This window comes from Terriglobus albidus, from assembly GCF_008000815.1.
Taxonomy (GTDB): domain Bacteria; phylum Acidobacteriota; class Terriglobia; order Terriglobales; family Acidobacteriaceae; genus Terriglobus; species Terriglobus albidus_A.
On record NZ_CP042806.1, the window covers coordinates 5635069 to 5656609 of the forward strand.

21 protein-coding genes are annotated in these 21541 nt (G+C 55.8%); 15 read left to right on the forward strand and 6 right to left on the reverse strand.

The annotated features are described in order from the left end of the window. Window positions 1–327: 327 nt before the first annotated feature. From FTW19_RS22540 to FTW19_RS22550, 3 genes are all read right to left on the reverse strand, one after another. The gene (locus FTW19_RS22540) at window positions 328–678 is read right to left on the reverse strand and encodes a VOC family protein (RefSeq protein ID WP_147649831.1); all 351 of its coding nucleotides are present in this window, start codon (window positions 676–678) and stop codon (window positions 328–330) included. Window positions 679–814: 136 nt separating this feature from the next. Next, window positions 815–2017 (reverse strand): hypothetical protein, encoded by a 1203-nt coding sequence (locus FTW19_RS22545; protein ID WP_147649832.1) that lies wholly within the window; start codon window positions 2015–2017, stop codon window positions 815–817. Then, window positions 2014–2958: a DUF2157 domain-containing protein gene (locus FTW19_RS22550; RefSeq protein ID WP_147649833.1), complete on the reverse strand. Its 945-nt coding sequence runs from the start codon at window positions 2956–2958 to the stop codon at window positions 2014–2016. Before FTW19_RS22550 ends, FTW19_RS22545 begins: the two co-directional genes overlap by 4 nt. A 784-nt stretch (window positions 2959–3742) precedes the next feature. Between FTW19_RS22550 and FTW19_RS22555 the strand changes: the two genes are divergently transcribed. The 10 genes from FTW19_RS22555 to lepB all read left to right on the forward strand — a co-directional run bounded on the left by FTW19_RS22555 (window position 3743) and on the right by lepB (window position 15146). After that, window positions 3743–4102, forward strand: a complete 360-nt coding sequence (locus FTW19_RS22555) for a hypothetical protein (protein WP_147649834.1) — start codon at window positions 3743–3745, stop codon at window positions 4100–4102. 508 nt (window positions 4103–4610) lie between these two features. Beyond that, window positions 4611–5423, forward strand: a complete 813-nt coding sequence (locus FTW19_RS22560) for an AraC family transcriptional regulator (protein WP_187143133.1) — start codon at window positions 4611–4613, stop codon at window positions 5421–5423. A 252-nt stretch (window positions 5424–5675) separates the two neighbouring features. Continuing rightward, on the forward strand, window positions 5676–6065 hold the full coding sequence (locus FTW19_RS22565) for a nuclear transport factor 2 family protein (protein ID WP_147649836.1): 390 nt from the start codon (window positions 5676–5678) through the stop codon (window positions 6063–6065). Between the two features lie 47 nt (window positions 6066–6112). Beyond that, on the forward strand, window positions 6113–6757 hold the full coding sequence (locus tag FTW19_RS22570; protein ID WP_147649837.1) for a hydrolase: 645 nt from the start codon (window positions 6113–6115) through the stop codon (window positions 6755–6757). A gap of 92 nt (window positions 6758–6849) precedes the next feature. Next, window positions 6850–8655, forward strand: a complete 1806-nt coding sequence (locus FTW19_RS22575) for an amidohydrolase (protein ID WP_147649838.1) — start codon at window positions 6850–6852, stop codon at window positions 8653–8655. A 292-nt stretch (window positions 8656–8947) separates the two neighbouring features. Then, the gene (locus tag FTW19_RS22580) at window positions 8948–10357 is read left to right on the forward strand and encodes an alginate export family protein (RefSeq protein ID WP_147649839.1); all 1410 of its coding nucleotides are present in this window, start codon (window positions 8948–8950) and stop codon (window positions 10355–10357) included. Between the two features lie 26 nt (window positions 10358–10383). Beyond that, the gene (locus FTW19_RS22585; RefSeq protein ID WP_147649840.1) at window positions 10384–11421 is read left to right on the forward strand and encodes an LLM class flavin-dependent oxidoreductase; all 1038 of its coding nucleotides are present in this window, start codon (window positions 10384–10386) and stop codon (window positions 11419–11421) included. Window positions 11422–11494: 73 nt separating this feature from the next. Beyond that, window positions 11495–13147, forward strand: coding sequence for an FAD-dependent oxidoreductase (locus FTW19_RS22590; RefSeq protein WP_147649841.1), 1653 nt, complete (start codon window positions 11495–11497; stop codon window positions 13145–13147). A gap of 70 nt (window positions 13148–13217) precedes the next feature. Then, complete coding sequence (locus tag FTW19_RS22595) at window positions 13218–13958, forward strand: SDR family NAD(P)-dependent oxidoreductase (protein WP_147649842.1); 741 nt, start codon at window positions 13218–13220, stop codon at window positions 13956–13958. 354 nt (window positions 13959–14312) lie between these two features. Continuing rightward, window positions 14313–15146, forward strand: a complete 834-nt coding sequence (gene lepB / locus FTW19_RS22600) for a signal peptidase I (protein ID WP_147649843.1) — start codon at window positions 14313–14315, stop codon at window positions 15144–15146. A gap of 283 nt (window positions 15147–15429) precedes the next feature. Here the strand turns inward: lepB and FTW19_RS22605 are convergent, their stop codons facing one another. Beyond that, window positions 15430–16011, reverse strand: a complete 582-nt coding sequence (locus FTW19_RS22605; RefSeq protein WP_147649844.1) for a TetR/AcrR family transcriptional regulator — start codon at window positions 16009–16011, stop codon at window positions 15430–15432. A gap of 272 nt (window positions 16012–16283) precedes the next feature. Here FTW19_RS22605 and FTW19_RS22610 point away from each other — a divergent pair, with 272 nt between their 5' ends. The 5 genes from FTW19_RS22610 (at window position 16284) to FTW19_RS22630 (ending at window position 20192) form a co-directional block, all read left to right on the forward strand. Continuing rightward, window positions 16284–16685: a nuclear transport factor 2 family protein gene (locus FTW19_RS22610; RefSeq protein WP_147649845.1), complete on the forward strand. Its 402-nt coding sequence runs from the start codon at window positions 16284–16286 to the stop codon at window positions 16683–16685. Window positions 16686–16755: 70 nt separating this feature from the next. Next, window positions 16756–17673 (forward strand): NmrA family NAD(P)-binding protein, encoded by a 918-nt coding sequence (locus FTW19_RS22615; RefSeq protein ID WP_147649846.1) that lies wholly within the window; start codon window positions 16756–16758, stop codon window positions 17671–17673. Between the two features lie 105 nt (window positions 17674–17778). Continuing rightward, window positions 17779–18192, forward strand: a complete 414-nt coding sequence (locus FTW19_RS22620) for a nuclear transport factor 2 family protein (protein ID WP_147649847.1) — start codon at window positions 17779–17781, stop codon at window positions 18190–18192. A 168-nt stretch (window positions 18193–18360) separates the two neighbouring features. Next, window positions 18361–19341, forward strand: a complete 981-nt coding sequence (locus FTW19_RS22625; protein ID WP_222705495.1) for an MBL fold metallo-hydrolase — start codon at window positions 18361–18363, stop codon at window positions 19339–19341. A gap of 116 nt (window positions 19342–19457) precedes the next feature. Next, window positions 19458–20192 (forward strand): SDR family oxidoreductase, encoded by a 735-nt coding sequence (locus FTW19_RS22630; protein WP_147649848.1) that lies wholly within the window; start codon window positions 19458–19460, stop codon window positions 20190–20192. An 88-nt stretch (window positions 20193–20280) separates the two neighbouring features. Here FTW19_RS22630 and FTW19_RS22635 read toward each other — a convergent pair whose 3' ends face one another. Both FTW19_RS22635 and FTW19_RS22640 read right to left on the reverse strand, forming a co-directional pair. Next, on the reverse strand, window positions 20281–20673 hold the full coding sequence (locus tag FTW19_RS22635; RefSeq protein WP_147649849.1) for a DUF427 domain-containing protein: 393 nt from the start codon (window positions 20671–20673) through the stop codon (window positions 20281–20283). 23 nt (window positions 20674–20696) lie between these two features. Further along, entirely contained in the window at window positions 20697–21464 is a 768-nt protein-coding gene (locus tag FTW19_RS22640) for an SDR family NAD(P)-dependent oxidoreductase (RefSeq protein ID WP_147649850.1), read from the reverse strand. Between the last annotated feature and the right edge of the window lie 77 nt (window positions 21465–21541).

The following is a 21541-nucleotide window of genomic DNA, read 5'->3' on the forward strand; positions in this document are numbered from 1 at the left end:
ATCTCTCCACTCGAACTTCTATGGGAAAGAATCGTACGCCACTCGAAGTTCTATGGGAAGATCAAAAATTGAGCAGAGCCTCTGTTCCGCTTTCATGGATTCGTCCGCAGTTTCGGTATCGCAAACAAAATTGCCAAGTCAGTAACCAAGAAGTTGAAAAAGCCTGCAGCGCATAAGAAACCTGCGTGAGATTTCCATCTGGTCAACTCCGACACCGGCCTCCCAGCCATGGGACAAGGTAAGAAATATCAATGCCGCCTTTTCAGGAAAGTGACAAAATTCTGACGCAATTGATGGGTCGGTAGAATCATCATTTTGACAGACGCTTCATTGCAAGCCTAAGGCCGTAGGATGCTTAGGCTGATAAAGGCCGACCTCGCCACCTCCGGGAAGTCTGATCTTCGTAATGGAACCCCATCGTGCTTCCTGGACTTGAGAGCACTTAACGTCTTTCTTTGCGAGAGATGCCATCTCGGATTTCAAGTCGTCGCACATGAAGTAGAGATCCTGGGTGCCAATCTCGCTGGATGGGTGTACTGCAGCTTCTCCGGGCGGCAGGGCGAAGATCAGCCAGCCTTGACCGGCATCAACGGATTTGAAACCGAGGATATCGCGGAAAAATGCGCGATCCTCCTCGGCGCTTTTACTGTAGAGAATTACGTGCGCCCCAAAAATCATTGTTCCTCCTATGCGGATATGTGTGCAGTGTCGTTAGTCGCTCTACCAAACAAAGGGGAGCCCATCGATCCTTGACATAGAACGGCGGTAAATCTGGCAGCTTGCGTCGCCGCACACATCGACAAGGTGAAGTCCTTTAAAAATCGCCACTAGCTCCTCCACCTCCCGATTCTCCTCCGCCAAACCGAAAATCCGGATTGGTTGGTTGCGGGGTTGGCGTTATCGATTGCGGTGTTATCAGACCGAGTACGGCAGAGCCGACGCTCATCGTGTGTTTGTCCTTCCCCGACAAACGCGCGGCCGTGAAGCCGTGGCGAACTCCGTCCGGACCAAGAGCGAGCCAGCGTCGAAGGAACAATGAAACGGCAGTCAGTGTTATACCGAGAAGCATCGGGTCCCAGGTATGCCGCTGCCATCCGAGGTACGGTTTATTGGTGATAAGGGTGAGGACGGCAGTAATCGCGCCGGCCGCGATGATGAGGCGATCCTTCTGGCGAACACCGCGTGTGAGTATGAGAGGCGGCAGGCACCATATGAGCACCCACGTCATCCAGTAGAACGGGGAGGCGGATCCCGAGGTGAAGCGCGTGGGGCTCCCCAAACGTGAAAGCAAGCTGAAATCTGAGATTTTGAGGTTGAAGATCAGATATATGCCGAGCCATAGAAACGCCTCAGAGAGCGAGTACGCGTCCTCAAGGTAATCGAAACGGTGGCGGGAGCGAATGGAGGCTATACAGACCAGTCCGGCTGCATACAACACCGAGATAGAGACATGTTGCACCGGGTGAGATGGGGTCCAGTAAGCGGGCAGGAAGATGACGAAGATCATTGCTGCGGGAAATGCGTACCAGAGATTGAAGCGGTACCAGATCCAGAGCGAAGCAATGGCTCCAACGGCAGGAATCACAGACTGAATTTCGCGCGAGGGGTAGAGGGCGCCGCTGAAAAAAGCGTAATCCAGTCCTCCGCACAGAAAAGCAACTGAACAGACGGCGAGTGCTTCCTCAATCCCGTAGCGATACAGGCGGGCCTGGGTTACGGCGACCTCGGCGGCCGTGTAGGAGACAGCAGCGAAGATCAATAAGAAGATTCCTGTGGCTTGTTGCGACGGCCGCGAAAGAAAGATCGTGAAGAAGAGCCCGATCGCGCCTGCTACGCCGATCATGGTGAAGAAGAAAAGTACCAGCCTCAAAAAGATGTTGGTGGTGCGCAGGTCGGAGACCGTGTCTTGTTCAAGGCGCTGGTACTGATCGTCGCTGAGGTAGCCGTCTCCGATCCACTGCCTCAGGAATTTGCGGGCACGCAGAGTCTCTTCGCTCGATTCCGTGTAAATTCTCATTCCGGCCTCCCAAAGCGACGCGCGACCTGGACAAGCATCGCGATCATTGCGATTGCGGTGAACACGAAGTAGGCCAGGACAAAGGTGCTGTCCGACGTGTTGCGGATGAGCATCCAGCTAACACCCACGTAGCCGTAGACGGCGGCGTAGGCGACGAAGACAAACTGCCGGCGCTTCAGGCCCCAGGCGAGAGACGCGGCGCATGCGACCAGCAGACCGACAAGCCATAGGCCACGGTCGTGCGAATCGAAGACCCCGGAAAGGATTGCCCAGAATAGAACGTTGGCAACGATATTCAGATACGTAGTGAAAAAATGCACCTTCCATTTGAGGCGCTCAAAAACCGCTCCAGCTGCACCGACCACCAAACAGTAAACCAAGGCATAGAGTCGGTATGCCGTGTCCTGATGAGACGGCCAATGCGAGATAGTGAGTCCGAACCATCCGGCAAGCGAGGACAAAGCGAGAGACAGCACGAAGCGATTGTCGAAACGATAGGCAAGGAAGAGAAAGAGGAGGGCCGTGGCCAGGAGATAAAGATCCCATTGACCGGAAAGGACGTGGAAACGGTGTTCCAGGTAGGCGAGTTCTACGCACCAGACAAGGCAGCCGAGGTAGAGGACATAGTCGAAGATCGCAGTCGGCGGAGCCGTCTCCGCAGCCGACCAGGCGGGCGCACGGGAAAAGCAATACCAAAAAGAGGCGGTGAGGATGATGGAGAGAATGGTCAGGACGAGTACATCACCGAGTTGCTGCGACCAGGTGGAGATAGTCCAGCCAAGTCCGGCAACGAACGCCAAGATACCTGCATAGAGCAGAAGGTTGAGCTCAAGCGAGAGGGAGAAAGGTTGTCCGCGAGAGAGGCTCGCTAAATGAGCCTGCTGCTCAGTCGATATCGCACCTTGCTCCTTCCAGAGCTCCAAGCGAGCGAGGATAGTCATAGCGCTTTCATTCTCCGGACGTGAAGCAGCATGTCTGTGCTAACTTATTCGATTCCGATATTACATCTCGGCTCGCGAGGGGCCTAGTAGTTACTCGAAAGTCGCGTTTTCGTGATCTAGCTCTCAGGCCACCTCTATTGATCTGATTCTCCCAACCCTCTGCCGGGTCCCTTCCTCAATGAACTGCGCTCTGTGCCGCGTTGTCAGCGACGCCGGCAAGCAGGCCATCGAGTGCCTTCCGATCAAGTAACTACCTGGAATTGCCGGCCCATGCCAGGATCTGGGCTAGAATTCCCGCATGAAGCGTACGTTCGTTTCAGTCCTCGCACTTCTCAGCTTTTCTCTCGCGCTCGTATGTGCGTCCGATGCGGAAGTACCCGCCGCAAAAGCCGGTCTGCTGCCAACGCAAGCTCTGGCACGACAAGTGCGAGACCTCCAGCGTGTACCGGACAGCGATGCGGACGTTCCTAGACGAGTCCTCCTGGGAAAGGCAGTAAGAGATCACGTTGGCGAGTTCATCGTTCGCCAACTTGAGTCATCACCTTCGATATCGGGCGACCAGTTGCAACATCAACTTCAGAACATCGTTTGCCCTCAAGAGGGCACACACTCATGCGAGGAGGACCATGCAACGCCAAAGGTCTTCACTGAAGGTTGGGGCTCAAAGACCGAACGCCGCCAGGTTGTCGTGGCTTACCAGCTATATCTCGGATTTATGGGAGCGCGCGGGAGCCTTGTGATAGTCGAGAGCTACGTGTGGGAGAGGCAGAACCAAAAAGCCAGAATGACATCCCGCGGTGGAAGCGAATTCGACGGCCGTCATGTCGAGTTTCAGCAATTGGCGTGGTACCCGTCTGACGGCCAGTATTGGATCCTCGTCTCCGGACCACCACTCGGGTGGAGCGGCAGAGCATACGCCGGGAAAGCTACGCTGTACTCCGTTGGAATCGACGATGTGCACGCAATCTGGACCAGCGGCACACAGCCAAACCTGCGAGTCCAGAAGAATGAACTGGGTTGGGAGGCGAGCTACGCGGATCAGGATCGCTTCTACAACAACCTCCCCAAGCCATACGTCTTCGACGTTTACAAATTCGACTACGACTCGCGCAATTTTCAGCGAGTGATCCACTATTCCTACTAACCCATCCCGGCCAACCACAGCGAATGCGGATAGGTCGCGCGGAAACGCGCATCGCGGCAGGGATCTAAGCTCTCGGGCTGTTCCCTTCCTATAAGCCGACATATCGTTACTAATGCAGACTCGACGAGTGACTGAGCGATTTTGCACTAATTGGCACGGGGCCAAAAGAGCGGGAAACAACTCCTCGTAGTCTACGGTGACCTATTTTACGAGAATGTCGATCCTCTTTATCCGCGGCTTCGAGCGAAGCGGAGGCGAATGCTCTTTACCGCCCATGCTGACCCTCTCTCGATCGCTACCGCGTTGCACAGGTTTTCTCCAGCTAATTGCGGCTCGACGCGAAATCTTTCAGGGGCAGGACAAGGATTCACTCGATAGCTAGAGAGACTTATACTCCTGAGACATGGGCAAGCGTCTTCGGAAACCTTTACATGCCAATTCAGATGTCCTCCGCTCAAACAACACTAGAGTTCGCTCTTCGGGACATGCGAGCGCAGCGGAAGCCCCAGTGCGCCGCGAGAAGCAGCCTGGAGAGACAACTGTCTCAAACGAAAAACTCTGGATCGTACTTCGTCGCGCCCATCAAGCCATTGATGAATGTCTTGTGTACAACGTCACCACTCGAGGAATTGCAGTAACCGACTTCATGGTTCTTGAGGTTCTTCTGCATAGCGCGCCACTAGCCGCGGCAGCTATCGCAGAGAAAACCCGGCTAGCCATCGCCTCGGTCGAGATAACCATCTCTCGTCTTCGACAGCAGCAGTTGATCAGCGCTAAGGCCCATCGCGCGGGTGAGCAGGAACAGTTCTTGCTGACCGAAGAGGGACGAAATGTGATTGAGTGGATGTTCGCGGAACATCTGAAGGATATTGAGAGTATCTTCAACGTCCTTTCGAGCGACAAACTATTCGATCTATATCAGATACTGCGCAAAGTTGGGCGCAACGCAGAGAGCCGCCGTACGGCGCCTGCGATAGACGCCGGGGGCGGTCTCACCCCTTGGCAGTTGCGCCGCGCAACAGAATTCATGCGCCAGCGGATGGCCCATCCGATCACCACAAAGGAGATCGCCGCTTCTATTGAACTTTCCGACTCCTACTTCCGGAGAGCATTCAAGAGCGTGACTGGCGTGACCCCGCACAAGTGGCTTCTCAGCGCGCGGATCAATCACGCCCAGAAGCTTCTGAAAGAGGGCGCCGTACCCATGTCCGAAATTGCGTCCGTGACCGGATTCGGAGACCAAAGCCACTTCTCCCGCACTTTCCAACGCACTACAGGTGTCTCGCCACGTATATGGCAGAGAGACCACAATCTTCGGTAAGTGGCTCCTCACAGCTGATCGCGCAGCGATATCGCCTACCTGACGCGTAGGCAAGCAGCACAAGGATCGTGTGCTTGCCGATCTCGTGCTTCCGCTTAACACCCTTCATCCCATTGCGATACACCCTTCTATTTAAGAGAAGCGGATTAGACAACGGACGGCCGTTATCTGCAAGACACAGAGCAGACCGCGAGGCGATGCTTGCCTTGACGGGATAACGCCGTCGGAAGCGAACGCAAGGAAGGAGGAATCATGACCATCGGCCATCAGGAGTCGCTCGACTACGATCGCCTGATGCGTGAGCATCTTACCCGCGTATTCAACGAGCGTGATTCGAATGCCAGGCTCAAAGCAATTGAAGAGATTTACGCCGACGACGCCACGCTGTATGAATCTGCGGACTCTTCAGTACAGGGTCATCTTGCTATCAACCAAGCCGTGGATGCACTTTTATCGAGTCTGCCTCCTGCATTCACTTTTACCCCAATCGGTCCCGCAGTAGGTCATCACGGTGTCGGACGGCTTCGTTGGAAGTCAGGATCGCCAGATGGCCCGGTGGGCGTGACCGGAATGGATGTGATCCATTTCGTGAATGGCCGCATCCACTCCATCTACGTCTTTCTTGATCCACCTGCCGCTTAGGCGTTGGCTCATCCCGAGCTGTTACCCCAACAAACAAAGGAGTTTCCATGCCCAAGATTGGCCTCGAAGGCCTACTACGCCCTGAAGACAGCATCCTTGTGCTGATCGATCATCAGCCTTACCAGTTCACTAACCTGAACAGTCACGACCCGCAGGCGGTCATCAATAACGTCGTCGGTCTCGCAAAGGCCGCAAAGGTGTTCAACGTACCGACGATTCTCACCACAGTGATTGAAGAGCGTGGTGGATATTTGATCAAGGCACTTCAGGATGTCTTTCCGGATCAGAAGCCAATCGACCGAACTTTTATCAACACCTGGGAAGACCCCAAAGTTACGGACATCGTGAAGAAGAGCGGACGCAAGCAACTCATCCTGGCAGCCCTCTGGACCGAGATTTGCCTTGCGATGCCGGCGATTCAGGCACTTGGCGAAGGGTACGAAGTCTTTATCGTTACCGATGCTTCGGGCGGAGTCTCCGCAGAAAGCCACGACATGGCTGTACGTCGTTTGGTGCAGGCTGGTGCGGTACCGATCACTTGGGTTGCGGTTATGTCGGAGTGGCAGCGGGACTGGGCGCGTGATACGGCCGATGCTCTAACCGGTATCGTCACCGAGCATGGTGGTGCCAGTGGTGTTGCCTATGCGTGGGAGCAGCAACTGCTTGCCACCAGCAAGAAGGCCAGTGCATAGACAGCCCTCTCGACGACGGCGATTGGTCTTGCGGATTTGCTAGCTTCTTCTCGGCCGCACTTCCTAAATAATCTAGCCAAACAAGGACAAGAATGATCAGGAAAATACTCATCGCGTTTGTGACGGTTTATTCGTTCTGCGCGGGTCAGGCACAAACGACGCAGGACGATCCCGGGGCTGATCTGATCGTCATCAACGCAAAGATCTTCACTGGCAACCGTGCGCAGCCCGAGGCTTCGGCTTTGGCCGTCAAGAAAGGCCGCATCTATTTCGTCGGCTCTAATGAAGACATTCTTGGCCTGAAAAATTCCAAGACCAAGGTAATTGATGCGCGCAGCCGCAGGCTCATCCCGGGCATTATCGATGCCCATATCCACGTCCTGAACGACTTGGCCTATAACTACAATGTGCGCTGGGATGGCGTGCCGACGCTGACTCGGGCGTTGACGATGCTCCACGAGCAGGCGGAACGCACGCCGGATGGCCAATGGGTTAAGGTGATCGGAGGCTGGTCGCCGTATCAATTCAAGGAAAACCGCTTCCCCACGCTGGACGAACTACGCCAGGCCGTGCCCAATCGACCCATGATCGTGCAGTATGCCTATAACGAAGCCTTCTTGAACAAGCAGGCGATGGAAGCACTTGGCGTGGGCACCGATCGGTTCCCGAAGTTGCCGGACGTCGAATTCGAGAAGGACAGCCACAACATCCCCACCGGTGTGGTCCACGGCTACACCTGGTTGTTTCTTGCCCTCGAGACCATGGTGCCTCAGCCCACCTTCGACGAACAAGTGAGTTCGGTCATCGATAGCGTCCACGGACTGAACCGGTTCGGCGTGACCTCAATCATCGATAACGGCGGCAGGTGGGCATACCCTAAGGGCCAAGCGGTGGTCGACGTGCTTGCACGAGACAACCGTCTCAACGTGCGCATGCCCTTCGTGGATTTACAGCTTGGCAACGGCGGGCAAGTGAACATGGTGGATCTGGAACTCGAGGCGATCACAAAGACAGCACCACTAAGTCCGGGACAAAACCTGTACCCCGCCCTGTTACATGGCCTCGAATATCGAGGGGCTGGCGAGGTCCTGAACGGTGATGTGCACGATCATGAGAACTTCGACCGCCCGGCGGTCATCATCGCCCCGGAGAAGATGCGGCGATTCGTCGAAGAGGATGTGAGGAAGCTGATCCAGCGGCGCATCCCATTCCGCATGCACATCAGCTATAACGAGAACATCTCCCCCTTTCTCGACGCTCTGGAGAAGGTGAACGAAACGGTTCCGCTCGATGGCTTGCGATGGGGTCTCGAACACGCTGAGACCATCACTCCGGAGAACATCGCTCGGGTGAAGAAGCTTGGCGGCGGTATCGCCTTGGACGGCAAGATGGCACTGCACGCCGATGGTTTCATCAAGACATATGGTCGCGAGAAGGCATTGGAGACACCGCGCCTGCGCATGCTGGTGGATAGCGGCATTCCCTTGGCCTTGACCACTGACGCCTTCCGAGCAGCGACGTACAATCCGTGGGTCGCCATAAGTTGGACGGTATCTGGAAGGTCCGTGTCCGGATCCGAGGTGCTCGCCAAGGACAACCGGCTTACCCGAGCCGAGGCGCTGAAACTGTTCACCAAGGGCGCGGCGTGGTTCACAAATGCGGAATCCGAAATGGGCGCTATCGCCCCAGGGAACCTGGCGGATTTCGCAGTGCTCGACAGGGACTATTTCACCGTACCTGAGGATCAGATCAAGTCCATTTCATCTGTGCTGACGATCATGGACGGCAAGGTAGTGTTCGGTTCGCAGGACTACAGCGATCTTTCGCCGAAGTTGCCCGCGCCCCTTCCTGTCTGGTCGCCCGTTCAATACTTCGGCACCTACTACGGAGAGAAGTGACCGAGCGTCGGCAGCTAATCACGGATTAGCTGCCGACCGGTTCGCGTCTCACAACGGTCGCTTTCAGGATCGCCCGCTGGTCAGTTGAATGAATTAGGGACCAAAGCGAGACGACATCGCATCCGACCGACGATCATTTCTACCTCGAAGTCCTGGCGGCGGCGAGCCCACACCGCGCGACCTGCGACTTGCACCGAGAACCAGCCACCCTCTTCCTCTCCCTTGCAGAAGAGGAAGAAGGACGTTCTTTGGTTCTGAAAGCAGGCGTTCCCATGAGAAAGGTCAGTTCGAAATGCTTCGTGTCGTTTATGTCGTACTGCCCTTACTGTTGTCTTCGGCTGTCAGCTTCGCTCAGATCGTGTGCCCCACCACCCCTCCGCCTTACTCCCTCCTTCGAGAAGACGACGACAATCGCTATCTCGAAAATCGAACATGTCGCAGAGACTTCTGGGACAAGCTGGAGTACGTACCGCTCGGATTAAGCAGATATCGATATCTCTCGTTCGGCGGGGAGGCGCGCGAATGGTACGAAGGCATGCGCAATCCCAATTGGGGCCGCGGAGCGCAGGACGGAAACGGCTATCTCCTGCAGCGATTGACCGTTCACGCCGACGTACATGCAACGCGTCGCGTTCGTTTTTTTGTGCAACTCACTAGCGATTTTGTGTTCGGAAGGAACGGTGGCCCCAGGCCAATTGATGAATCCAGGCTTTTCTTCGAGAACGGCTTTGCGGACATCGCAATGTCAAAACGGCGAGAACAATCCACAGTCCTAAGACTCGGCAGGCAGGAATTCAGGTTCGGTTCCGGACGCTTGGTCGATGTCCGCGAGGGACCGAATGTCCGTCAAGCCTTCGATGGTGTGTCACTGAAATGGACCAGCCCTTCATGGACTGTCACTGGATTTACTGTAAAGCCGGTCCTGAACCGCATCGGCGTTATGGACGCTCCACCCGATCATGCCACTACGTTCTGGGGGACGTACGCCGTTCATCCCTTGCGGAAGATCAGGGACGGCAATACCGACCTCTACTATTTTGGGTTGGCCAGGAAGAATGCCGCATTCGAAAAGGGTACGCAGAGCGAATTGCGACATACCGTCGGCGCAAGGTTGTGGGGCGCAAAGGGCGGCTTCACCTACAACAGTGAAGCGAACTTCCAATGGGGAACCTTCGGCACCAATGACCTTCTCGCATGGTCAACCGGTCATGACTTCAACTACACCTTTCGATCGGCCCCCCTTCAACCGCAGTTCGGCGTTGACGGAGGGATTGCGAGTGGCAACCACGGAGATTCCAGGTCAGCACTCGGAACGTTCAACCCTCTCTTCCCAACAGGCTTCTACTGGGGGCAGGGTGCGCTTGGGCTCAACGGCCCGGCGAATGTCATTGCTATTGGCCCGCACGTCGGCTTGCACTTCACCAAATCGCTCTCGCTGGTGATGGACAATCACTCGTTCTGGCGAGAGAGCCTCGAGGATGGAGTCTATGGCCTCGGTGTGAATTTGATCGTCCCGGGCGGTGGTAATTCGCAGCGGTTCCTCGGCAACAAGCCAACGGTCGGCCTCTACTGGCACCCCGAGCGCCACCTTGAAGTGTCCGCTGCATACGCCTACTTCATCGCAGGCCCGTTCCTGACGCAAGCATCCCCGACTGGAAAAAATGCCGGCTATGCGGGGGTCTGGACAACATACAAGTTCTGAAACAGTTGCATTCCGAAGGAGAAATTATGGAAGTTGGCATCGACAGTTTCGCGGCAAGCCTTCCTGACCCGAAGACCGGCAAACCTCCATCCGGTGTGGATCGCATGGCCGATCTCCTGGAAGAGATTGCGTTAGCCGATGAGGTTGGGCTTGACGTATTCGGTGTGGGCGAACATCATCGCGCAGAATTTTTGGACTCTGCACCCGCAGTCATTCTCGCGGCTGCTGCCGCTCGAACGAAGACAATCCGCCTGACGAGCGCGGTCACGGTATTGAGCGCGGCCGACCCTGTGCGTGTATTTCAGGAGTTTGCGACTCTGGATCTCATATCGAAGGGCCGCGCCGAGATCGTTGTTGGCAGAGGGTCTTTCGGTGAAGCTTTTCCTCTCTTCGGACTGGAGGCGCGTGACTATGACGCTCTCTTTGCCGAAAAGTTGGATCTCCTTCTAAGGCTTCGCGAGACGAGCCATCTGAGTTGGCGGGGAAAGTTCCGTCCTTCTTTGACGGGGCAGGGAGTGTTCCCACGGCCGTTGCAAGAACATCTTCCGATCTGGCTGGGAGTGGGTGGCACGCCGGAGTCTTTCTTCCGGGCTGGTGCGCTCGGACTGCCGTTGATGGTCGCTATCATCGGGGGCGACTTTCATCGGTTCCGACCTCTGATCGATCTCTATCGCAGGGGTGGACAGGAGGCTGGTTATACGTCGGATCAGCTAAAAGTTGGCATCCACGCAATGGGCTTCGTTGCTGAGACCTCACAAGAGGCGAGAGATGCCTTCTATCCTGGCTGGTCGCACATGGTCGCCACGATTGGACGTGAGAGGGGATGGTCCTCACTTTCGCGACAACAGTTCGACGCAACCGCCGGTCCGGGGGGAGCTTACCTGATCGGGGATCCAGCGTACGTCGCCAACAAGATGCTCGAGGTAAGTGATGTGCTTGGCGGAGTCAGCCGCATCACGTTTCAGATGAGTTCGGCATCGTTGGAAACCGCTGCGATGAAGCAGTCGATCGAATTGCTGGGAACCGAAGTTGCACCTAGAGTGCGAGCCTCCGTGAATGGTTGACCGGCGTCGGTATCAGTTCAACAAGGGAAGTTCAGGATCACTCGTAGATACGAATTTCTGGAAAGGTGGAAATATGTCTCACTCAGAAGATGCATCCGTGAATCCGTTGCTCAGCGAGGACGCGATCGCAAAGCTTCGAACTTTGGGGCAAGCCCGCGAAGCGTCCGCGGGAGAGACAGTCATCTCTCAAGGGGAGCCAATGGCGAGCCTGATTGTTGTCGAATCGGGGAATATGACTGTGGAGATTCGCAACCACGCGGGTACATCTCGTCTTGGGGATCATGGTCCCAATCACTTTTTTGGAGATGTCGATCTCCTGTCAGGACGACCAAGTGTGATCAGCGCACGCATGACTGAGCCTGGCACGCTGCTTTTCGTGCCGCGGACGGAGTTGAAGCAACTGATGGCGTCTGACACGCAGCTTGGAGAACTACTGTTGCGAACCTTCATTCTGCGACGTGTCGAGCTGCTTGCCAAAGGTCACGCGAACGGGGTTTTAGTCGGTTCCCGTAACTCCGTAGGAACACTGCGTATTCGCGAGTTTCTTACTCGAAACGGCTACCCCTATTCCTTCCTCGATCTAGATCGCGATAAGGAAGTTCAGTCCGCCATGGACGCGTTCGATCTGACTCTAGAGGACATTCCGGTACTGATCCTGCATGGCAAGGAAGTTCTCCGAAATCCGAACGACGCCGAGATTGCTACATGTCTTGGCTTGAACGCCAGCGTAAACCCAGACGAAATCCGAGATGTGGCCATCGTTGGCGCCGGGCCGGCAGGGCTCTCGGCTGCGGTCTACGCCGCGTCGGAAGGCCTCAGCGCGATCTTGTTAGAGACCAAGGCTCCTGGCGGCCAAGCGGGCTCAAGCTCCAAGATCGAGAACTATCTGGGTTTCCCGACGGGCATTTCCGGCCTGGAACTCGCAGCCCGTGCCTACACGCAGTCGCAAAAGTTTGGCGCTGAGTTGCTCATTGCACGATCAGCCGTGCAGCTTTCCTGCGCCGGACAGCCCTACGAGCTGAGGACCAGTGATGATACGTCGATCAGGTGCGCAGCCGTTGTAATCGCAACGGGCGCGCAGTATCGGAAGCTCCCGCTTCCGAACCTTGAAGCGTATGAGGGGGTTGGGATCTACTATGGCGCGACCAGCATAGAAGCCCAGTCCTGCGGTGGTGAGGAGGTCATTGTGGTTGGAGGAGGCAACTCGGCTGGGCAAGCCGCGGTGTTCCTTTCACAAACCGCTCGCCACGTTCACATTCTGATACGACGCAGTGATCTGTCTGACACCATGTCTCGCTATCTGATTCAGAGGATAGAACAGAGCCCCAAGATAACGCTCCACTCCTACACCGAGATCGTTGAGCTTCACGGAGATGGACATCTGGAGAGTGTCGTCCTAAGAGACACGCGCAGGGGCAGCAGAGAGCTCCGCAATATTCGCCACGTCTATCTCATGACCGGAGCGACGCCAAACACCGAGTGGTTACGCGGATGTGTCGTTCTGGATGATAGGGGGTTCGTAAAGACGGGCACAGATCTGACCTGGGATGAACTGAACGGAGCTAACTGGCCACTGCAGCGCCGGCCGCACCTGTTAGAAACAAGCCTTCCAGGTGTCTTCGCAGTAGGGGATGTTCGATCTGGCAGCGTGAAACGAGTAGCTTCTGGAGTTGGCGAGGGGGCACTCTCCGTGCACTTCCTCCACCTGGCATTGGCAGAGCGATAGTATCGCGGACCGCAGATCCGCGCGCACTAGATGGCTACTTCAGCCAAACAACAATAGAAAGGACAAGCAAATGATTGATCTGAAGGGAAAGCGTGCATTGGTAACAGGAGGATCACGGGGTATCGGTGCCGCAATTGCGCTGGCTTTGGCAGAGAACGGAGCCGACGTTGCAATTACTTATCAGTATTCTGCCGAGAAGGCTTTGGCGGTGGCTAAATCGGTAGAGAAGACGGGGCGCCGCGCAGTTGCCATCCAAGCTGATAGTGCCGACCCCGAGGCCATCACCCGCGCGGTAAGCGAAGCCGTCTCAGCACTTGGTGGCCTTGATGTTCTTGTCAACAGTGCAGCTATCGGCCACGTGGGAACGATCGCGGACCTCGATGTGAAGCAATATCAGGCGGTGATGGACATCAACGTGCGAGGGCCGGTGCTGTTTGCGAAGGCAGTTATTCCGCATCTAGCCGAAGGCGGCCGCATCATCACTGTCGGCTCTGCGCTGGGAGAGCGAGTTCCGTTCCCAGGCATTACGACCTATGCGATGTCCAAAGCGGCGCTTACATCTTTCACCCGAGGTCTTTCGCGGGAACTCGGCCCGAGAGGCATCACCGTGAATCTCGTGCAGCCAGGGGCCACTGATACAGATTCGAATCCGGCGAATAGCGCAGGTTCCGACTTCCAGCGAAGTCTGACTTCCTTGGGACGCTACGGCGAACCGCGCGAAGTCGCGAACGCTGTGGTGTTTCTCGCAAGTCCTGCCTCGAGCGTTATAACAGGCGCTATCCTAACCGCTGACGCGGGCGCTATCGCATGACCAGAATTGATCTCTGACAGTAGACCCGAGGTAAGTCGAAAGAGCAGTTCATTGAAAGTCCGGTTACCGGCAACTACGATTCTCAGTTGGCGAAATCCCGTTACCAATTCCGATCTGAATGAGTGACTCGGCGATTTGTCACTCGTTGACGGTGCCTCTTTGCTAGGCAGTAACTTCCGGATGGCCCACTCACCGCTCGCACGCCGAATCATCCGGAGAATTCTACGTGGCAACAGGGATTTGATAGACTCTGGTCAAGACGCAAACCGAAGACAGTCGAACATGAAATGATCGCTTTTGAAGTGACCGCTGCGAATGCCCTGGGGCTCGCCAGCCTTCCTGAGGAGCCTTTGGATGAGTTCAGCGACGAAGAGATCTCCTGTTTCAACGAAGCCCGCAGCTTCCGCCAAAGTCAATCGGGAAGAGACTCCTTTCGAGGCGCTGGCCAGCATCTGCTCAGTTCTGGTTGTGGGCCTGTTCATTATGACCTTCTTGGCTCAGAACTACGTCATTCCGTCAGGCTCGATGGAGAACACGCTGCTTGTGGGCGATCACCTGGTCGTCGACCAGATCACGCTAAAGCCGCCTGCTTCGTGGATGCCACTCATCAGGTATCGCGAGCCGAGGCGCGGCGATATCGTGGTCTTCCACAAGCCCGTCAATCAGCCTGGTATTGATGCCACTGACGCCGACGGAACACCACAATACACTCCCCTCGTGAAGAGGTTGATTGGCGTACCGGGAGATCATATTCATCTACGCAACGGCATTGTGATTGTTAATGGTGTTGCACAGCCGGTGGGATTTGCGCAGCCGACGACGACGGATAACTTCAACGAGTTCCTCGATGATTTTCCCGCAATACCCCCGGCAGCAGCATCTGGGGCGACAGAGTCGTGGGCCGTGAACTTCTCAAGCTATATCCAGGATGGCGACCTGGTGGTTCCACCCGGCATGTACTTCATGATGGGCGATAACCGGCACAACAGCCTGGACTCGCGCTACTGGGGCTTCGTGCCACGCGCCAACATAATTGGCCGGCCTCTCTTCAACTATTGGTCGTTCAAGGCCGCAGATGGACAACTTGAACAAACAGGATTCGGTCACAAGCTCGCGTGGATCGGCCACGTTCTGGTGCATTTCTTCCCAGACACGCGCTGGAAACGCACTTTCCACGTTGTTCATTGAACCGAAATTGTAAGATCCTGGTTTGATCTCGGTGCGCTCCGGTCACATGACCGCCTATCCTTCAATTCTTGCTTGGTCAACATCCCCGGCGGGTCGGTTGCTTCGGCGGAAACCGAGCGCCAAGAGGGTCACGCGCCAGGAGCTCATCATCGCGCGTTCCTCGGTTGACGCATTCAGGGCAATGTACTCATCAACATATCCGCGAGTGCTTTGGCGATTTGGCAACAAGTGTTTGTGCAAGCACCCTCCAGGGTCACGCCGGTAGCCACTTAGCCGAGACGCATCAGTCGTCTAATGTCATTTTCGCGGGTTTGTTCATACCGATTAACTGATCACGAGTCCGTTCGAGAATCTCTCGTGAAAGGCTTGGGTCTGACACGGCCCGAGAGAGGTTGATCGCTCCTAGCATTGCACTAATCGTGAGAATCGCACGACCACGCCGATCAGAGGTTCCATTTGACGGAATAAGGCCCGTTGAGTGTGCGAAGCTGCGTTTGAGTCGTGCGGTATACACGGCTTTCGCCGACCGACTCGCCCGAGACATGTCACCCAGCAATGCGCCCAGCGCGCAACCTGTTCCTGGAGCATCCCGGTGCTCTTCCGACAAATAGCTCTCTAAGAGTTTCGTCAGCGTGTCAGTATGCTCCTCCCAACGGTCGAGGTCCTGGAATGCGGTAGCCAGCGCCTCGACCACCAGTTCATCGCGCGAATCGAAATGTTTGTAGAAACCGCCGACAGTAACGCCGGCCTCCTTCATCACATCGGCAACGCCGATGCCTTCGAGACCGAGTTCGCGAAATCTCTTGGCCGCAACCCTCACGATCCGAGTGTGCGTTTCCGCTTTATCACTCTTCGAATAACCCATCTTCCATCACCATCCCTTCCTGAGCCTGCATGGATCGCTCCAGACAAAAGGAACTTCTAGAGTATCAGCGTGCTCTACATCATGTTGATGCGAACCGTCTCGTCTGGGTCCAGAAAACCTCTTGCATCAATGATAAATATCGATTTCTTTTCTAACAAACCATGCACGGTGGAGTCTTCCAAAAGTTTTCATAAAATACCTTGCAACTTCTGGATTACGATCATACTCTATTTTAGTAAAGCGACCAAGCCCTCACAAGGATAGGAGAAGCAATGAGCAACTCGTCCCCAGAACGGAATAAGGCAATCGTGCTCGAAGCATTCGAGACACTGTTCAACAAGCGTGACTACGCGGCGGCGGAACGCTTCTGGTCACCAAACTACATCCAGCACAGCGCACACATAGCACCAGGTCGCGATGGGCTGTTCAATCTCGTCCGTTCAGCGCCGGAAACGATGCGCTATGAGAATCAGCTCATCGTCGCAGAAGGTGACTATGTCATAGCGCATGGCCGCTTTACCGGGATGGGAAGGCCCGCCGCCTGGATCGCCGCCGACGTTGTCCGGTTCGAAGACGGCCTTCTGAAAGAGCATTGGGACGTTTTGCAGGAAGAGGCGACCAAGGCCGAATCTGTCAGCGGCCTTCCCATGTTCGGCGAGACATTCCCCAGGTGACAAACCCAAAACACGCGATAGTCCTGAAGGCGTACGACACCTTTTTTACCCGACCAAGGAGGTACTAGCTATGACTTTACCCGTTGTTGCGGATGCAACGTATGTGATCTTAGGGGCGAGTGGGAACACCGGCTCGATCGTCGCCAATTTCCTGCTCTCAAAGGGCGAGAAGGTGCGCGTCGTAGGGCGCGACGCGGGTCGGCTACAGCGCTTTGTGGACAAAGGCGCGGAAGCGTTCACGGCTGATTTGAGCGATGCGGCTGCGCTCAGCAAAGCCTTCAGCGGTGCGCGCGCCGCATACCTGCTATTGCCACCGGTGAAAACCCGGGAGGCCCAGGAGCGAGAGAGCGACGCGATTGCGAAAGCGGTCAACCAGTCCGGCCTGCGCTACGCGGTGAACCTGAGCAGCTACGGTGCGCAGGTCCCGGAAGGCACCGGGCCAGTCGCGGGGCTGCATTCTGCGGAAGAAAAACTGAACGCGATTGGCGGGTTGAACGTTCTGCACCTGCGCGCCGCGTATTTCATGGAGAACAATCTGGCGGCGATCGGCATGATCCATGGGATGGGAATTTTCGGAAATGCGCTGCTACCTGACGTGAAGCTGCCCATGATCGCGACCCGCGACGTTGGCGACTACGCTGCGCAACGCCTCCTGCACCTGGATTTTTCCGGCGAACAAACCCGCGAGCTGCTCGGCGAGCGCGACCTGTCGATGACGGAAGCTACCGCGGTGATTGGGCGCGGCATTGGCAAACCCGATCTGGAGTACAAACAGTTTTCCTATGACCAAGTGGAGCAAGCGTTGACGCAAATGGGTGTCCCGCCGAAGGGGGCCGCTTTGTACATCGAGATGTACAAAGCCATCAACGCAGGAGTCCTCGCTCCGTTAGAGCCGCGTTCGTCGGAGAACACCACACCTACGTCCTTCGAAAGATTTGTACAGGATGTCTTTGCGGTTGCGTATCCAGGGAAGGTTCCCAACGCTTAGGCTCAGCCCCCACGGTGGTAGCGGGTGCGCCTGTTTGCAGGCGAGAGTTCCGGGGACCCACTAAACCATGCGGACCAACTGATGGTCAGGAACAGGAGAATATCCATGAAAAGCGCCAAAGAACTCATGCTTGAATACACTGCCTTCTCGTTGAGAGATCCGAAGAAGGCGGCGGAGATGTTTGCTGAAGATGGCGCCTTTGAGGTGCCGTATCTTGCGACGCTCGGATTTCCTCCGCAGTACAGAGGTCGAGACGAGATCGCCGGCTTTTTCCAATCCGTGCTCGAGATCTATCCCGATTTCCAATTCGAGAATACCAAGGTGCTGATCGATACTCCCGACCAAGCCTTTGCGGAATTCGAGGCCGATGCGGTGTCCAGCAAAACGGGACGATCCGTTCACCAACTCTTCTTTGCGCGGCTGGTTGCCGAGAATGGAAAGATCAAGCTGTTTAGAGAAGCTCTGAATATTTTCGAGGTGGCCCGGGCTAATTTGCAGGATAGCGCGGGTTTGTTTTGAAAGAGGGTTCCTCTCGTAGCGATTCAAGTTCGCCGCAACATCAGCGGATGAAAGCTCGGAAAGGAAACCGACGAAGGTCGTGATCCTAAACGACACAAACGACACACAAAATGTGGTTGTGAGAAATGGAGAAAGTCCATGAATTCATCAGTCGTTAGGAGATCAAACATGCGCAAGAGAAATTCGATGCGTTTCGCCGCCGGTCTGCTGGCGGTGTTAGCCAGCTTTGTCGCCATTCCGAACGCAGCACTGGCTGCCTCCCCCCAGCATCATGATCAAGTGCCGGGCTTCTACCGCCTAAAAGTCGGCGATCTCGAAGTGACGGCCCTACTCGATGGGTCGGCCGTAGCCGATCCCCATTGGTTGCAAGGAGAGAAGACCGCAGATGGTGTCCTAAAAGCATTACAAAACGATCCGCACATGATAGATGGCAACGATACAGGCTATCTGGTCAACACCGGCAAGCAGCTGATCCTCGTCGATGCGGGCTCCGGCACCTGGTATGGTGGCGCGGCATTCGGGCACTTGGTGGCCAACCTCCGCAATACAGGCTACACGCCGGAGGAAGTCGACATCGTCTTGATCACGCACCTCCACGTCGATCACATTGGCGGCCTGACTACTCAGGACGGACGGATCGTCTTTCCAAATGCCGAGGTCTACGTTGCCAAGCCGGACAACGACTTCTGGCTGTCGCCGGAAATCGCTGCGAAGGCACCGAAAGATGTGCAGCCGTTTTTTCAGGCTGCGCAAGGCGTCGCAGCGCCATATATTAAGGCCGGCAAGTGGCACACGTTTAGTGACTCTGAACACATCGTCGACGGCATGCGAATCGTCCCGCTGCATGGTCACACCCCCGGACATACCGGCTATGAATTTTCGGCCCAAGGGAAAAATATCTTGTTTTGGGGCGACATCATCCATGCACAGCGCGTCCAGTTGCAGCATCCCGAAGTCACGGTGGTTCTCGATGCAGACCAGGCTGCGGCTGCGGTGACACGGAATCAATTGCTGCCCAAGCTCGCGAGCGAGGGAATCTTGATCGCAGGGCCACATATGTTGTTTCCGGGCCTGGGACGGCTGCACAAGGAGGGGACTGGCTATAGCTGGGCGCCAGTGGCATTTACCGATAAGTGGGAAGACAAATAGCGATACGGCGGAGCAACCCAACAGCGCTCGGGCCAGCTTGCCCCCAATGTGGAGAGTCATCGAGTGTGAACCATTGGAGCTTGCAAGTTCCAATTCAACAATAACGGAGACAGACCATGGCCAAAAAGCTCGAAGGCAAGACCGCCGTCATCACCGGAGGGACAGAAGGGATTGGATTGGCTACTGCAAAGCTTTTCGTCGAGGAGGGTGCCTACGTCTTCATAACGGGCCGCCGCCAGAAAGAACTCGACGAGGCCGTGAAGGCAATCGGCATCGACGTCTATGGCGTTCAGGGAGACGTTGCCCAATTGGCTGACCTTGATCGTCTTTACGAGACCGTCTCTAAGACGAAGGGACGAATCGATATTGTTTTCGCCAATGCCGGCGTTGGCGAATTTGTTCCCTTGGGGGCCGTCACCGAAGAGCATTTCGACAAACTATTCAACATCAATGTGAGGGGAGCGCTGTTCACAGTGCAAAAGGCCCTACCGCTACTCAATGATGGTGGTTCCATCATTCTCAACGGCTCTGTTGCAAGCGTTAAGGGCACCGCCGCCTTCGGCGTCTACGCCGCAAGTAAGGCTGCCATTCGTTCTTTCGTGCGAACCTGGACGACAGATCTGAAGGACCGTCATATTCGATCAAACGTTGTTAGTCCGGGTCCGATTGATACGCCGCTGGCGAGTCGCCAATCTGCCGATGTGATTGCGCGGATTGTGTCCACTATCCCCATGGGACGCATGGGTAAGCCCGAGGAAGTTGCCAAGGTGGCATTGTTTCTAGCGTCGGATGATTCAAGTTTCGTTACGGGTATCGAACTGTTTGTTGACGGCGGCAGAGCCCAAGTCTAACCAAAAGGGAGAGAGACCTTTTGACGATCATCGCGAGCCCACTGTCTTGATTGAGAGTGGCGAGAGCGGAGGGATACTGACTATTACGCTAGGACATGACTTCGATTGCATCGACCCGCGTGGGATAAAACGCGAGGTACTCCTTAACGTCGGCGACTGCTTCATACGGTTTTTCATACGTCCAAACGGCATATTCCGATTTCGCTCCGCCGATGGGAATGCTGTAGTACGTGCAATCGCCCTTGTACGGACAATAGGTGTAGTGCGCTGTCCGAACGAGCAGCGACATATCCGCATCGGTGCGCGGCAAGTAGTAAACCGGCGGGTATCCTTTTTCCTCCAACCGAAGTGCTCGCATCGATTCAGCAACAATCTTCCCGGCAACCGTTACACGGATTTTGCCCTCCGAGGGGGAAATCGTAATGGGATGGTCAGGTCCAGGAATTTTAATCTCCTTGGCTTCGCTCGACTTTATTTGCATTTTGCGCTCCTTATGTTGCCGGGTTAGAGCTTAGAACCGCCGTCGACGGGAATAGTGGCTCCTGTGATCCAGCGCGACCGGTCGGAAGCCATGAAGGCGACTACGTCGGCCACATCCTCGGGCCTACCGAGTCTCTTCAGGGCTTGCATTCCCAGCGCGACCTCGCGCCCCGCCTCTGTCTTCGTGAAGTTTGACATATCCGTATCGATGACACCCGGAGCGACAGCGTTTACACGTATGCCGCTGGGACCGAGAATAGCTGCCCAGTTCTTGACCAGAGTCTCAAGTGCACCTTTGGTAGAGGCGTAAGCAAGAATCGAGGGATTTTCCAAACCGGGCTTGCCCACCACCGTATGGGCTACAGCAGAGGAGATAGCAACAATGCTTGAGCCCTCACTTAGAATGGGCAGGAGCTGCTGTACCAGGAAGAATGGGCCTCGGACGTTTGTCGCAAAGAGGCTGTCAAAATCCTCTACGGTGTAGTCCGCCATACGTGCCGACTTGCTGATTCCAGCGTTGAGCACAAGCACATCCAACTGGCTGCCGACGACGGTGCGCACCCGTTCAGCAAGCAGCAACGCGCCGGCCGGAGTGCCCAGGTCTGCCGAGATAGCGTTTGCGCGTCCACCCTTCGCTTGGATCTCGGCGACCAGAGATTCGGCTTCCTGAACCGAGCGGCCGTAGTGAACCAGAACATGTGCTCCGGCTTCAGCAAGTGCCGCTGCGGTTGCGCGGCCAATTCCTTTTGATGCACCCGTCACCAGCGCTATTTTGTTTTGAAGTGTAGCCATTGTCTCCTTTTGCGATTCGTACTTGACGAGTGTGCCCCAGGTTGAAGATGGGCAACCAGATATGCAGAGAGACATAT